Source organism: Pseudalkalibacillus sp. NRS-1564, from assembly GCF_050467905.1.
GTDB classification, from domain to species: Bacteria; Bacillota; Bacilli; order Bacillales; family Guptibacillaceae; genus Guptibacillus; species Guptibacillus hwajinpoensis_B.
Genome location: NZ_JBITPM010000008.1, coordinates 87,329 through 101,765, shown reverse-complemented (window position 1 = coordinate 101,765; position 14,437 = coordinate 87,329). Strand labels below are relative to the sequence as shown.

The 14,437-nt window shown below is 40.2% G+C and carries 15 protein-coding genes and 1 other annotated feature; of the genes, 12 read left to right on the top strand and 3 right to left on the bottom strand.

Going from position 1 to position 14,437, the window contains the following annotated elements; translation table 11 throughout:
- The first annotated feature begins 55 nt into the window (after positions 1–55).
- The 4 genes from ACIFPW_RS03790 to ACIFPW_RS03775 are packed head-to-tail and all read left to right on the top strand — an operon-like array spanning position 56 to position 1,921.
- Positions 56–973: an NAD-dependent epimerase/dehydratase family protein gene (locus ACIFPW_RS03790; RefSeq protein WP_430242121.1), complete on the top strand. Its 918-nt coding sequence runs from the start codon at positions 56–58 to the stop codon at positions 971–973.
- 16 nt (positions 974–989) lie between these two features.
- Complete coding sequence (locus ACIFPW_RS03785) at positions 990–1,544, top strand: DinB family protein (RefSeq protein ID WP_430242119.1); 555 nt, start codon at positions 990–992, stop codon at positions 1,542–1,544.
- Positions 1,545–1,588: 44 nt separating this feature from the next.
- Positions 1,589–1,765: a ComZ family protein gene (locus tag ACIFPW_RS03780; protein ID WP_194221184.1), complete on the top strand. Its 177-nt coding sequence runs from the start codon at positions 1,589–1,591 to the stop codon at positions 1,763–1,765.
- A 12-nt stretch (positions 1,766–1,777) separates the two neighbouring features.
- Positions 1,778–1,921, top strand: a complete 144-nt coding sequence (locus tag ACIFPW_RS03775) for a hypothetical protein (RefSeq protein WP_159782169.1) — start codon at positions 1,778–1,780, stop codon at positions 1,919–1,921.
- 31 nt (positions 1,922–1,952) lie between these two features.
- Here ACIFPW_RS03775 and ACIFPW_RS03770 read toward each other — a convergent pair whose 3' ends face one another.
- Positions 1,953–2,315 carry a YppG family protein gene (locus tag ACIFPW_RS03770; RefSeq protein ID WP_430242116.1) on the bottom strand — a complete coding sequence of 121 codons (363 nt, stop codon included), beginning with the start codon at positions 2,313–2,315 and terminating at the stop codon, positions 1,953–1,955.
- 178 nt (positions 2,316–2,493) lie between these two features.
- Between ACIFPW_RS03770 and ACIFPW_RS03765 the strand changes: the two genes are divergently transcribed.
- From ACIFPW_RS03765 to ACIFPW_RS03755, 3 genes are all read left to right on the top strand, one after another.
- A complete protein-coding gene (locus ACIFPW_RS03765; protein WP_283152355.1) occupies positions 2,494–3,432 on the top strand; it encodes a beta-ketoacyl-ACP synthase III in 939 nt (312 codons plus the stop codon).
- Positions 3,433–3,463: 31 nt separating this feature from the next.
- A complete protein-coding gene (gene fabF, locus ACIFPW_RS03760; RefSeq protein ID WP_226612602.1) occupies positions 3,464–4,702 on the top strand; it encodes a beta-ketoacyl-ACP synthase II in 1,239 nt (412 codons plus the stop codon).
- 768 nt (positions 4,703–5,470) lie between these two features.
- Positions 5,471–6,217 carry a YjbA family protein gene (locus ACIFPW_RS03755; protein ID WP_194221188.1) on the top strand — a complete coding sequence of 249 codons (747 nt, stop codon included), beginning with the start codon at positions 5,471–5,473 and terminating at the stop codon, positions 6,215–6,217.
- A 95-nt stretch (positions 6,218–6,312) separates the two neighbouring features.
- On the opposite strand, the gene trpS is transcribed toward ACIFPW_RS03755, so the two are convergent.
- Complete coding sequence (gene trpS, locus ACIFPW_RS03750; RefSeq protein ID WP_430242113.1) at positions 6,313–7,302, bottom strand: tryptophan--tRNA ligase; 990 nt, start codon at positions 7,300–7,302, stop codon at positions 6,313–6,315.
- 60 nt (positions 7,303–7,362) lie between these two features.
- Positions 7,363–7,589: a binding site (T-box leader), on the bottom strand.
- A 53-nt stretch (positions 7,590–7,642) separates the two neighbouring features.
- Entirely contained in the window at positions 7,643–8,014 is a 372-nt protein-coding gene (locus ACIFPW_RS03745; RefSeq protein ID WP_430242111.1) for a DUF3899 domain-containing protein, read from the bottom strand.
- Between the two features lie 462 nt (positions 8,015–8,476).
- Between ACIFPW_RS03745 and ACIFPW_RS03740 the strand changes: the two genes are divergently transcribed.
- From ACIFPW_RS03740 to ACIFPW_RS03720, 5 genes are all read left to right on the top strand, one after another.
- A complete protein-coding gene (locus ACIFPW_RS03740) occupies positions 8,477–10,162 on the top strand; it encodes a peptide ABC transporter substrate-binding protein (RefSeq protein ID WP_430242110.1) in 1,686 nt (561 codons plus the stop codon).
- A 176-nt stretch (positions 10,163–10,338) separates the two neighbouring features.
- Complete coding sequence (opp3b, locus tag ACIFPW_RS03735) at positions 10,339–11,268, top strand: oligopeptide ABC transporter permease (protein ID WP_430242108.1); 930 nt, start codon at positions 10,339–10,341, stop codon at positions 11,266–11,268.
- Between the two features lie 5 nt (positions 11,269–11,273).
- A complete protein-coding gene (gene opp3C, locus ACIFPW_RS03730) occupies positions 11,274–12,296 on the top strand; it encodes an oligopeptide ABC transporter permease (protein ID WP_226613129.1) in 1,023 nt (340 codons plus the stop codon).
- Between the two features lie 11 nt (positions 12,297–12,307).
- Entirely contained in the window at positions 12,308–13,378 is a 1,071-nt protein-coding gene (locus ACIFPW_RS03725; RefSeq protein WP_194221193.1) for an ABC transporter ATP-binding protein, read from the top strand.
- Positions 13,371–14,303, top strand: coding sequence for an ABC transporter ATP-binding protein (locus tag ACIFPW_RS03720; protein ID WP_430242106.1), 933 nt, complete (start codon positions 13,371–13,373; stop codon positions 14,301–14,303). The genes ACIFPW_RS03725 and ACIFPW_RS03720 overlap by 8 nt, the downstream gene beginning before the upstream one ends.
- The last annotated feature ends 134 nt before the right edge of the window (positions 14,304–14,437 follow it).

Below are 14,437 nucleotides of genomic sequence, written 5' to 3'. Positions count from 1 at the left end.
CTTAGAATGGTCAGATGGGATGAAAAGTATTCGATCTAAACAGAGGTGAAAACTAGTGAAGAAAGCATTTATAACAGGGGCATTGGGATTCATTGGCTTTCATTTAACAGAATTTCTACTAGGCAAAGGGATTGAAGTAGTAGCAATTGATAATAAATTAAATACCCTAAGAAATGCTGAATATGAAATGAAGGAAATGATGTTACTTCGAAACGCTAATTACAAACAAATCAACAGCTCTTTAAGTGAAGCTTCTCTTACCCAGATTTCCGAAGAATGTGACACGATTTTTCATCTTAGTCATCCAGGGTTTGAACATGTTCGCGGCACTAAGATGATCGAGGAAGGATTACAGAACACAAGCAAGGTCTTACAAGCATCCAATGGAAAAGTACTCGTCTACTTATCGAGCACGGAAGTTTTCGGAACACGTTACGGACAAATTACAGAAAAAACACCTCTTCACCCTACAACAATGTCGGGCAAGTTAAACGCTGAAGATGAACAAGTTTTATTGAAGTCTGATCAACGAGATTGTGTTGTAAAAGTACTTCGAGCCCCGCTTGTTTATGGACCTTGGCAACCTACTCAGTATGTTTATCAACATTACTTTCTAACTAAAAAGCTACCGTCATCGTATGAAAATGAGGGGAAGAAATTTCATCATGATGCGGTTTATGTAAGAGATGTGTGTTGGGCTTTGTATCAAGCAGGATGTCGAATCGATCAATCAGAATCGTTCAATCTAACAAGTGGAAGAGAAGGAGAATGGCAAACCGGAGTCGAATGGTGTATAGAAGATCCAAAGGAAATGCGTTATCAGAGTAATTTGAAGTGCAGGGTTTCTAGCAAAGAATGTGCCAATAAGCTTGGGTTTAAGAATGTGACACCTATTGATGAAGGATTGCAACTGCAACTATTGCATACGGAGAAAATGATGGCGATTGATCCTTCGATTTATTTGACTGATTGAGAAGGGAAGATGATGAATGATTGAAAAGACGCTCGGTAATTATGATGTCCACGATTCCTCTCATGGGCTTCAAGCTTTAAAAGAAACGAGAGAAAAACTCCTTTCGATGGTAAGTGACATTGAATTTCAGGAACTTCACTATGGGTATTCAAGTTTTCCTACAGTTGGAGCTTATATACTACACATTGCACAAATTGAGCTTTGGTGGGTGAAAAATGCCCTTATGGGAGAAAGCGTGACAGAGGATGAAAAAGAGCGATATTACTTTCAAGAGGAGCAAGTGATCTCTAGTCCTGATGATAAAGATCTTTCCTGGTTTTTAGCTCGCCTTGCAGAGGCGCGCGACTTGATAAAATCTTATTTCAATCATCTATCTGATGTAGAGTATCGAAAACCAGGACCTGAAGTTACGATTAATGGAGAGGTGCACCGTTACTCTCCTGAATGGATCATAAGCCATTTAATCGACCATGAAGCTTACCATAGAGGACAGGCTGCGATGGTATTAAAGATGGTTTCTGGACAGCGGGAAGATCGGGAGCATTTCAATACACCGTATTTGTCGTTATAATAGAAGGGAGCCGTACTGGCGAAAGTAAATTAGGAGTGAATGAAATGGATCAAAACATGAAGTTTATGCAAATTGCAATGAAGTATTTACCTGAAGCGAAGCAGTCGCTTGGAGAACAAGAAATCGAATTAGATCTTGAAAAGATGCAGCCATTGCTTCAGCTCTTTCTTAAGGCTATGGAAGATGCTTATGAGCTCGGGAAGCAGGATGCACAGGAGTAAGGAGAGAGTACTATGGGCCGTAAAGCTTTCTGGATCTGGTTTGTCCCACTAGGTGGTTTGTTAATAGGAATATTGATTGGTAGTTTTAGCTTAATGGTCATATCCGGAATTTTACTATTTATAAGTGCAGGAAGCATGTTGTTTCTTTCTAAATGAATAGAAGAGACGTGGAAACACGTCTTTTCTATTATTTAACGAATAAATTTAGCAATGAGCCCATTTGCTTCACCATCGGCGTAATTTGTTGAACGGTATTCATCATTTTAGGAAAATCATACTGCCCATTTTGCTTTTTAAATTGATTCATAAATGGCTGTCCGCCCTGGTATCCTTGCTGAGGATAGTATGGATGATAGGCATGCTGGTAGTAAGGGTGTGGATAGTAGGGCTGTGGCTGTTGGATAGGTTGCTGAATAGGCTGCTGATAATGCTGTGACTGATAGGGGTCATATGACTGATATGACGGATAAGGTGTGAAAGGCTGTTGCTGATAGTGATGATATCCAGGCTGTTGGTGAAAATAAGGCTGTTGTTGATTATACGGATACATCTATCTATCCCCCTTCGTTCAAGTTTACTTATGTTTAGTTTATGAATGTAACGCGAGAATGGTGAGTGCTACCAAGAAGCAGTTAGGTAGACAAACACATACTTATGAATTAAAATTAGTACCAGCTACTAAAGATTGGTTTTAAGTTAGAAAATATCTTATAAAGGGGAAATTCATGATGAACGCTGGTTTAGTAGGTGTAGGACATTATGTACCTGAACGTGTATTAACCAACCAAGATTTAGAGAAAATGGTTGATACATCTGACGAATGGATCCGCACTAGAACAGGAATAGAAGAAAGAAGAATTGCAGACGATGATATGAATACATCTGATATGGCTTATTTAGCTTCAAAAAAGGCCCTTGAAGATGCTAATATAAAAGCGGAAGACTTGGATCTTATTCTAGTTGCCACAGTTACTCCGGATTATCCATTCCCATCAGTAGGCTGTTTGCTTCAAGATAAACTTGGTGCAACGAATGCAGCAGCGATGGATTTAAGTGCGGCTTGTGCTGGATTTATGTATGGCATGATTACAGCTGGTCAGTACATTAATAATGATACTTATAAAAACATCCTAGTAGTTGGTGTAGAGAAACTTTCGAAAATTACTGACTGGGAAGATCGCAACACAGCCGTGCTATTTGGAGATGGAGCAGGTGCAGCAGTAATTGCGCCAGTTACAGAAGGAAGAGGTATTCTCTCATTTGAACTAGGTTCAGATGGAGCTGGAGCTAAACATCTTTATCAAGAGCCGAATGGCTTTATGGCTATGAATGGTAGAGAAGTATTTAAGTTTGCCGTTAGACAAATGGGGCAATCAGCGATTAACGTAATCGATAAAGCTGGTTTAACGAAAGAAGATGTGGATTTCCTTATTCCTCACCAAGCAAATATTCGCATCATGGAAGCGTCAAGACAGAGACTTGAACTTCCGATTGAGAAAATGGCGACAACTGTTAAGAAATACGGTAATACGTCTTCATCCACGATTCCAATCGCACTTTCAGAGGCGATGGAGGAAGGCCGTGTTAAGGAAGACGATGTGGTTATTCTTGTTGGCTTTGGTGGCGGTTTAACATGGGGAGCAGTTGCCCTAAAATTAGGACGTTAATGAGTAGTAGAGAAAAAGGAGCGCTGGTAAAATGAAAAGAAGAGTAGTTATTACTGGGTTGGGAACTGTTTCTCCACTCGGAAATTCGGTAGATGAAACGTGGACAAATATAGTTAACGGTGTTTCTGGGATTAATCCACTAACACGATTAGATAAAGATCAATTTGCAGCAAAAGTATCAGGTGAAGCTCTAGAATTTGATCCTGAAAATTTCATGGATCGTAAAGATGTTCGAAAAATGGACCGTTTCACTCAATTTGCCGTTGCAGCTTCTCAAATGGCAGTTGAAGATGCTGGATTGAAAATTACTGATGAGAATGCTGAAAGAGTCGGTGTTTGGATCGGTTCTGGTATTGGTGGTATGGAAACTTATGAATCACAATTCCGCACATTTATGGACAAAGGCGCTCGTCGTGTAAGTCCATTCTTCGTGCCAATGATGATTCCTGATATGGCTTCTGGCCAGGTTTCGATCATGCTTGGTGCAAAAGGAATTAACTCATGTACAGTGACAGCATGTGCTTCAGGAACAAACTCCATTGGTGATTCTTTCAAGGTGATTCAGCGTGGAGATGCTGATGTTATGATTACTGGTGGTTCAGAAGCACCTATCACAAGCATGAGCGTAGCTGGATTTGGCTCAATGAAGGCTTTATCTACTAATCCAGATCCTGCATCAGCAAGTCGTCCATTTGATGCGAATCGTGATGGGTTTGTTATTGGTGAGGGTGCAGGTATCCTTGTCATTGAAAGTCTTGAATCTGCTGAAAAACGCGGCGCTAAAATTTATGGAGAAATTGTAGGGTACGGTTCAACAGGTGATGCATATCACGTTACGCAACCGGCTCCTGAAGGGGAAGGCGGCGCACGTGCAATGCAACAGGCAATCGATGATGCTGGCCTTACTCCTGCTGACATTGGGTACATCAATGCCCATGGGACAAGCACGGATTATAATGATAGGTATGAAACAGCAGGGATTAAGTCGGTCTTTGGAGAGCATGCTTATAAGCTTGCGGTTAGTTCAACAAAGTCAATGACTGGTCATTTGCTCGGCGCTGCAGGCGCGGTTGAAGGGATTTTCTGCGCGAAGGTGTTAGAAGAAGGAATTCTCCCACCTACAATCAATTATGAAACGGCTGATCCAAACTGTGATCTCGATTATGTGCCAAACAAAGCGCGTAAGGCTGAAGTGAATGCTGTCATGAACAATTCACTTGGTTTTGGTGGTCATAATGCGACATTGGTGTTTAAGAAATTTGTAAAGTAGATAGGTTGTAGCCCCCTGGGAGATTTCCCAGGGGGCTTTTGTTATTGAATGTGTCTCGTGGGTTTTGGTGTCTAGATGGAGTTGGTCGGGTCTTGATCACTTCACCTTTTCATCCGAACACAAAGACCGTGTTCAAATGAAAAGGCTCCAGTGCCTGCCGGGTCTAAACGGAGGCTTCCGCTTTTCGTGTCTAGCTGCGCGGGCCAAATCCTTCGGCTGTTTCGCCCAATCGAATGAGACAAAGAGCGTCTCAGTCTCATGGGCTCCAACATCCTGCAGATTTAGGCGGGCCCGTTCCGCTTTTCGTGTCTAGCTGCAGCCTCCAGACCCTCGGTCACTTCACCTTTTCATCCGAACACAAAGACCGTGTTCAAATGAAAAGGCTCCAGTGCCTGCCGGGTCTAAACGGAGGCTTCCGCTTTTCATGTGTCTAGCTGCGACTCGCAGAAACTGCGATATTTCACTCTTTCACCAGAACACAAAAAGCGTGTTCTAGTTCAAGAGTTCCAATATCTCCGTTTCTAAACACTCGTCTCCGCTTTTCGTGTCTAGCTGCAGCCTCCAGACCCTCGGTCACTTCACCTTTTCATCCGAACACAAAGACCGTGTTCAAATGAAAAGGCTCCAGTGCCTGCCGGGTCTAAACGGAGGCTTCCGCTTTTCGGTGTTCTATTAATCTTTTCTTAATAATATACTTATCATGGAATAATTTGACTTGGTCCTGACTATACTGTTTTTACAAACAGTAGCGAAGTGAGGGGTAGCCAGATGTTGTATTTGCGAGATGTTTGGGTGAATTGGTTTGAAGGTGAAGAGAATGGGTACAATGTTTGCAATTTTCATGAATGGCGAAAAGATGATTTTATTGAGTTGCTGGATCAGGTGCCTGTTATTAAGGTGGAGTCACTCCTGTATCATTACATTGAAAATGATTTGACGGAGCTTCCGGAGAGTTTACTTAGTGATGTTTTTCAACAGAGCTATATACGTAAAAATAATGAACGATCACCTTTAGAGTATTGCTTCTTGGCTACGGACGGCAGAGGGGTTATTGTCATTGATACATTAGGGTATAAGATTCCGATTCGCAAAAGTCGAGTGATACCTAGACAAGAAAAAGCAGTTTATGAAATGGTGGCAGATGTTGAAGCTATCAGTTATCCGTTTGAATCAGATCAACCTTTGAAAGAACATCATATTCTTTCTCCAGGACCAGACATTATGATGGGACTTACTAGAAAAGAAAGACAGTTGAAACAGCTTTTGTTTATGGCACTAGACCAACTGTATTCGAGTGGTAACTCGGCTGAAATACGCTATTGGTTCACAGAATGTCAGCCGAAACAGTATGTGCAAATCCAAAGTATGGAAATGGACGAGGCATGGGAAGGGTTATATAGAGAAGTGAAGGCAGGTTGGTCAGCTAAGCATGAGCAAATCTGTGAGCGAATCATCAAAGGGCAGCCGTATTTTGAAAAAATATGGGAACTTGAAAAAGGAACACACGTGAATTAACGAAAAGGCTTAGATCTATCGTCTCTCAATTAATGACTATTATTGATTTGGATAAAGCAAAAGGAAGGTTGCCCAGTGCAACCTTCCTTTTTTCTTTATCTTCTTTTTCTTTCAAGCCCCATAGCACGTTCTGCTTTTGTAAGCATTTTAGATGCTTTACGGTTCGCTTTCTCCGCCCCAAGATCAAGGATGTCATCTAGTTCAGAAGAAGAAACGAGATCATTATAGCGATCTTGAATAGGTTTTAACATCTCAGCGATTACTTCACCAAGCTCCGCCTTAAAGTCACCATATCCTCGACCTTCATATAGGGATTCAATTTCTTCAACGCTTTTACCTGAGCAAAGAGAGTAAATCGTAAGCAGGTTAGAGATCGCTGGTTTGTTTTCTTTGTCGTAACGGACAACTCCATCTGAATCAGTAACCGCACGCTTCACTTTTTTAATAATAGTAGATGGCTCATCAAGCATTGAAATAAATGCATTTTGATTGGAGTCAGACTTACTCATTTTTTTAGAAGGATCTTGTAGTGACATGATTCGTGCCCCGACCTTAGGAATGCGCGCATCTGGCATAACGAAAATGTCATTAAATTTACGGTTAAAACGCTCAGCAAGATTACGAGTTAACTCAATGTGCTGTTTCTGGTCATCTCCAACAGGGACAATCTCTGTACCGTAAAGAAGAATATCAGCAGCCATAAGTGGGGGATACGTAAGTAAACCTGCGCTTACAGCTTCTTTTCCAGTTGATTTATCCTTAAATTGGGTCATGCGCTCTAATTCACCTATATAAGAAACGCATTGTAACATCCATGCTAGCTGAGCATGAGCTGGTACTTCAGATTGAATGAAAAGTGTTGATTTTTCAGGATCAATTCCTGAAGCAAGGTATAATGCAGCAAGACTCCTTGAATTCTGTTTTAAAGCCTGTTTTTCTTGAGGTACTGTAATTGCGTGCTGGTTTACAACGCAGAAATAACATTCATTCTCATCCTGAAGATCAGTAAAATGCTTCATTGCTCCAAGATAGTTCCCTATTGTTAATGTTCCACTCGGTTGAATACCCGAAAAAATAACGCTCATTGTGTGTTGCTCCTCTCATTTTCTATAAAAGCATACAAAAAGGCCCATTCATCCCTTAATGCTAGGGACGAATGGACCGTGGTGCCACCCTGCTTATCCAGTAAGTCTGGATCACTTATGGTATTAAATACCGCTAGTGATAACGTGAATGCTCACGCCAATGCCTACTAAAGTCTTCAGCAAAGGGGCTCAGAAGTCCATTCCAAAAAGTGTGATACCTATTTCCACCAACCATAGGCTCTCTATAAATCACATCAGTTTGTACTACTCTTCATCTTAGCCATTCTGTATCCTTCTTCTTTAACTAGTATAGCGCAACTAAATCATCGCATGCAACAAGTTAGCTACTTACAAGAATGATGGAAATGATAATAGTGAGTATGACACAAAACCCGCCTGCCATTAAGAGTGGATAAGTGATTGGGTTATCATAATCAAGCCTGTAATGGATTTCGGAAGTATCCTCCTCAATCATTTGTCGCTTAGCCGTATTTCTAAAATACCGCTTAAATGAATAGACAATCCCGTCAAAAAACCCCGTTTGAACAACGTGAAGAGCAGCACCAATAAGTACCATAGCAAGTGCAATCATAAAGAGAATATCTGATATGGATTGGATGCCAAGGCCTCCGTCAGAAGTAAATGAGATGATCGTTGACGCGGTAATCGCAAGCACAATTAAGATACCTGATTTTAAAGTAAGTGATTTCATAATAGCCCCCATTTTCTTTCTACTATCAAGTATAAAAAAATAAATAGTCTAGAACAATATAAACGAGGTAGAAATGTGTAACGGTTTAACACATCGTTTACATTTCAGAATATTTCGCGATATGAATACAGTATACACCAAAGTATACTATATACTTTTAGGTAAGGGGGGCTAAGTAGATTTTCATACATTTCACTGTAAAATATCAAATGTTACCCAGAAACCAGAGAATTTATACCAGGACTAAAGAACTATTTTTTGTTATGCAAACGTAATTGTGGCGCGGTTTTTGTAAATGAGTGTAAAAATAACGTATGCAAAATAATTAGAAAACTTGTATAATACGAGTTGTGGGCGAAACGAATCAGATTATTCTCGAGTGAATAGTTAGATAATTTGATGAATTCCGTCATGCGGATCACTAGCTTTTATAGCTACATATTTTAAGGGAGGTCACACAGCATGAAGAAATCAAGATGGACTCTTGTCCTATCTCTTGTGCTTGTATTGAGCGTATTCCTGTCGGCTTGCGGCGGCGGCTCAAACAACGGGGGGAACAGTGGTGGAGAAGGCGACGGAGAAGGCGGTTCTGCTGAACAAGTACTTAACTTAGTAGAAACAGCTGAAATTCCTTCAATGGATACTACACAAGCTACTGATAACACATCTTTTAAAGCAATGAACCAGGTTTTCGAAGGACTATATCGTCTTGACGAAAATAACGAGCCTACACTTGGTATGGCTGCTGAAGAACCAACAGAAGAAGAAAAAGATGGTGAAACTGTTTACACATTTACAATTCGTGACGATGCTAAATGGTCTGACGGATCAGATGTAGTAGCAGATGACTTCATCTATGCATGGCATAAAGCGCTAAACCCAGATACAATTTCTCCTTACGCTTCTATGTTTGGTACTGCTGGAATCAAAAACGGTAATGCAATCATTACTGAAGGCGATCCACTTTACGGTAAAGTAGAAGAGCTTGGAGCTAAAGCAGTAGATGAGAAAACACTAGAAATTACTGTTGAAAACCAAGTGCCTTATTTTAAAGCACTACTTACTTTTGCGACATTCTATCCACAGCCTAAAGCATTTGCTGAAGAGCAGGGTGAAAAATTTGCACTAGAATCTGAAACAATGCTTTACAATGGACCATTCGTATTTGCTGAGTGGAACCACGGTGAAGGCTGGACTTACGAAAAGAACGCTGAATATTGGGATGCTGACACTGTAAGTCTTGAAAAGATTACGACTAAAGTAGTGCAAGATACAGCTACTACTGTAAACCTTTATGAAACTGGTAAGATTGATCGCGCTGGTCTTTCTGCAGATTTCGTAGATCAATTCAAAGATAATGAAGAATTTTCTACACTAGTAGATCCAACAATGTACTTCATGCGTATGAACCAAGAAAATGAAGCACTAGCTAACAAAGATATTCGTAAAGCATTGTACCTTGCATATGACCGTGAAGGACTTGTAAATGTACTTCTTAATAACGGATCAATTGCTGCAAAGTATTTCGTACCTAAAGACTTTGTAAAAGGTCCTGAAGGTGATGACTTCCGTGAATTTGCTCCAGACGGCTTCTATGCTGACCAAGGAGAAGATGAAGCGAAAGAAGCTTGGGAAGCTGGACTTAAAGCACTTGGTACAGATTCTGTAGAACTAGAATTCCTAACTACTGATAACGAGCTTGCTGCTAAAATCGCAGAATATGCAAAAGATCAGTTTGAAACAAAGCTTGATGGTCTTACATTAACAATCAACAAACAGCCTTGGAAGCAGTTCCTTGAGCTTGAAGATTCTGGCGACTTTGATATCTCAACTGGCGGTTGGGGACCTGACTATCCAGATCCAATGACGTTCCTTTATATGTTTGAAACTGACGGCGCTTATAACCGCATGGGCTACTCTAGCGAGAAGTATGACGAGCTAGTTTCAGGAGCTAAGAAAGAAACAGATGAAGCGAAGCGTTGGAAAATGATGCAAGACGCTGAGAAAGTTCTAATGGAAGAGGATATTGCGATTATCCCAACTTACCAAAAAGGTAACGCAATTCTACAAAAAGATTACGTTAAAAACTTCTATGTACACTCATTTGGAGCTGATTCTTCATATAAGTGGGTTAAGATTGAAAAGTAATTTTGGATTTTCAGGAGAGTATATGTCATCCTGACATATACTCTCTTTTTTACCTGTAATAAGAAATATGTCGAAACGATAGCTAGAAGTGAAATAGATAGAAAATTTTTTCTAGTGAAATTCCATTTTTCGACTTATACTATATAAGCAGGTATCTTTTGAGGAGGTTGGTTGTAGTGGGACGTTATATTGGCGGAAGGATCATTTCAATGTTGATTACCTTCCTAATTATTGCTTCGCTAACATTTTTTCTAATGAAGCTTCTCCCTGGTACACCGTTTAATAACCAGGATAAGCTTACAGAAACACAAATTGTGCAGTTGAACGATAAATATGGTTTAAACGATCCAGTTCCTGTACAGTACTTTAATTATATGAAAAACTTATTATCAGGTGATCTCGGTGTTTCCTTCCAGCAGGATGGCCGTGAAGTGTCAACAATTATCGGTGAACGTATTGGACCTTCAGCATATTTAGGACTTCAATCACTAGTAGTTGGAACTATCATTGGTCTTTTTCTTGGAATTATTGCAGCATTAAGACACAATTCGTTCTTAGATTATGGAACGATGGTTATCGCAGTTCTTGGTATTTCAATTCCGAACTTCGTTATCGCTGGCCTTATGCAATACTGGTTGGGTGTTAAGTGGCAGTTGTTACCAGTAGCTTACTGGGATGGCTTTGCTTATACAATCATGCCAACCATTGCAATTGCTTCGATTGTTGTCGCAACAATAGCTCGTTTTATGAGAACAGAAATGCTAGAAGTTCTCGGTCAGGACTATATTACAACAGCGAAAGCAAAAGGCTTAAGTAGCACAGCGGTTGTTATTAGACATACAATCCGTAATGCTTCTATACCTATCATTACTATTATGGGACCACTGGTTGTAGGTCTAATGACAGGTACTCTAGTAATTGAGCAAATCTTTGTCATACCAGGACTTGGTGAGAAATTTGTTAACTCGATTTTAACAAACGATTTCCCAATTATTATGGGTACAACGCTTTTCTTTAGTTTGCTATTTATAGTTGTGATTTTAATAGTAGACATTATGTATGGGATTATTGATCCACGAATTCGTCTAGCGGGAGGTAAGAGTTAATGAGTATGAAACAAGAAAAGCTACATGATATCTCAGACGACATGTTTCAACCCGCTAAAATTGATTCTTCTGAAAACGAACAAATAGCACGTGAAAGTACAGGATTTTGGAAAGATGCGTGGAGAAGATTAAAAAAGAATCCAGGGGCTATTACCGGACTAGTTATCATTATTGCCATTATTTTATTGGCGATTTTCGGACCTGGAATGAATGAACACTCATATTCGCAGCAAGAATTAACGAGAGCGAAGCTTCCTGCTAAAGTTCCAGTCCTTGAAAATATTGATTTTCTAGGAGTTAACGGAGTTGATATTCGCGGAACTGATCAGTATGAAGCTAAAGGCTATGAAGACGAATACTTCTGGTTCGGTACGGATGAATTCGGCCGAGATCAGTGGACACGAGTATGGCAGGGGACGCGAATTTCGCTATTCATCGCTGCAGCAGCAGCCTTTATTGATTTTGTAATTGGTGTCGCATATGGTGGTATTTCTGCCTATTATGGTGGGCGAGTTGATAACATTCTTCAGCGTATTATTGAAGTTTTAGTAGGTATTCCAAATCTAATATTAATTATTCTATTTATTTTAATATTTGAGCCTGGAATATTCTCAATTATTCTCGCACTTTCGGTAACAGGGTGGATAGGAATGTCGCGTATTGTTCGAGGACAGGTTTTAAAACTTAAAACTCAAGAGTTTGTTCTCGCTTCTCGTACTTTAGGAGCTACAAGTGGACGAGTAATTGGGAAACATTTAATTCCAAACGTACTCGGACAAATTATTATTACAACAATGTTTACAATTCCAAGTGCGATTTTCTTCGAGGCATTCCTAAGCTTTATCGGCCTTGGACTACGACCTCCTGAAGCTTCACTTGGTTCCATCATTAACAATGGATTTAAGAGTCTACAAATTTATCCGCATCTTGTGCTATGGCCATCAATTATCATTTCATTGATTATGATTGCCTTTAACCTTCTTGGTGACGGCCTTCGAGATGCATTTGATCCAAAGCTACGTAAATAGGGGGGATTAGAATGGAAAAGATTCTAGAAGTGAATGATTTGCACGTCTCCTTTGATACGTTTGCTGGAGAAGTACAAGCCGTTCGTGGAGTAAACTTCCATTTAAATAAAGGTGAAACATTAGCAATTGTAGGAGAGTCTGGATCAGGGAAATCTGTAACATCGAAAGCCGTTATGCGCTTGATTCCAAATCCTCCTGGACGTATTAAAGAAGGTGAGATTAAGTTCGGTGATCGTGATCTTGCTCAACTGTCCGAAAAGGAAATGCAAAAAATTCGTGGGTCTGAAATCTCAATGATTTTCCAAGATCCAATGACTTCACTTAACCCGACCATGACTATTGGGAAGCAAATCATGGAAGGTCTAGTGAAGCACCAAAATATGAGTAAATCAGAAGCGAAGGAACGTGCGATCGAGCTTTTGAAACTTGTTGGTATTCCGAATGCAGAGGGAAGAGTAAATGAATTCCCACACCAATTTTCAGGTGGTATGAGACAGCGTGTGGTTATTGCCATTGCTCTTGCATGTAACCCTCGTGTTCTTATTGCAGATGAGCCGACAACAGCTCTAGATGTTACAATCCAGGCTCAGATTCTTGAGCTACTAAATGATCTTCAAGAAAAAATGGGCACGTCGATTATCTTTATTACTCACGACCTTGGGGTTGTAGCTAATATCGCAGATCGTGTAGCGGTTATGTATGCAGGTAAAATTGTTGAAACTGGAACTGTAGATGAAATTTTCTACAACCCTCAGCATCCTTACACATGGGGACTTCTTGGTTCAATGCCAAGTCTAGACTCAACGGATGAAGAGCTTATTGCTATTCCAGGATCACCGCCAGATTTACTTGATCCACCTAAAGGTGACGCATTTGCTCCGCGTAATCCATACGCAATGAAGATTGATACAGAAATGGAGCCACCGTTGTTTAAGATCTCAGATACGCATTATGCAGCAACGTGGCTATTGCACGAGAAAGCACCTAAAGTAGAACCGCCTGCAGCAATTAAAAAACGTATGCAGGGAATGGCTCCAAGTGAGCCGATCATTGGCGCGAAAGATGGTGGTAAGAATGTCTAGTCAAGAAAAACTCCTAGAAATTAAAAATTTAAAGCAGCATTTTAAAGTAGGTAAAAGCACAGTAAAAGCTGTTGATGGCTTAACATTTGATATTTATAAAGGTGAGACGTTCGGTCTAGTTGGAGAGTCTGGTTGTGGGAAATCCACAACTGGACGTACCATTATTCGCCTATACGATGCAACTGACGGTGAAGTTCGATTTAATGGAGAAGATGTCCATGGAAAGAAATCTGCGAAAGAACTTAAGAAATTTAATCAAAAAATGCAGATGATCTTCCAGGATCCATACGCTTCTTTAAATCCGAGAATGACCGTTTCTGATATTATTGCTGAAGGCATTGATATTCACGGTCTTGCAACGTCTAAGAAAGCTCGTATGGACAAAGTGGTTGAACTTCTTGAAACAGTAGGATTGAACAAAGAACATGCGAACCGCTACCCTCACGAATTTAGTGGTGGGCAAAGACAGCGTATCGGAATCGCTCGTGCTCTTGCGGTTGATCCAGAATTTATTATTGCGGATGAGCCTATTTCTGCTCTAGACGTTTCGATTCAAGCACAGGTTGTTAACTTGATGAAGAAACTTCAAAGAGAAAAAGGCTTAACGTATTTGTTTATTGCGCATGACCTTTCTATGGTGAAATACATTAGTGATCGTATTGGTGTTATGTATCGTGGCCAAATCGTTGAGCTTGCTGAAAGTGAAGAGCTTTATCGAAACCCACTACATCCTTATACGCAGTCTCTTCTTTCTGCGATTCCACTTCCGGATCCGGAATATGAGCGTTCTAGAAAACGTAAAGTTTATGATCCTGATAAGCACCTTCCTGAAAATGGAGAAGAACGAGTTCTTCGTGAAGTTGTGGAAGGACACTGGATCGCTTGTACTGAAGAAGAGTACCAAAAGTACCGAGTAACAGTTTAAAAGGTAAGGACCTTATTTCAACTGAAATGAGGTCCTTTTTTAGTGCTTTTTATGACGAAATTTTATGACTAGATAACCTATGTAGAGTAGAATTGGGACATTCAGAAATCCTTTTACATAAAGGGATAAGTCAA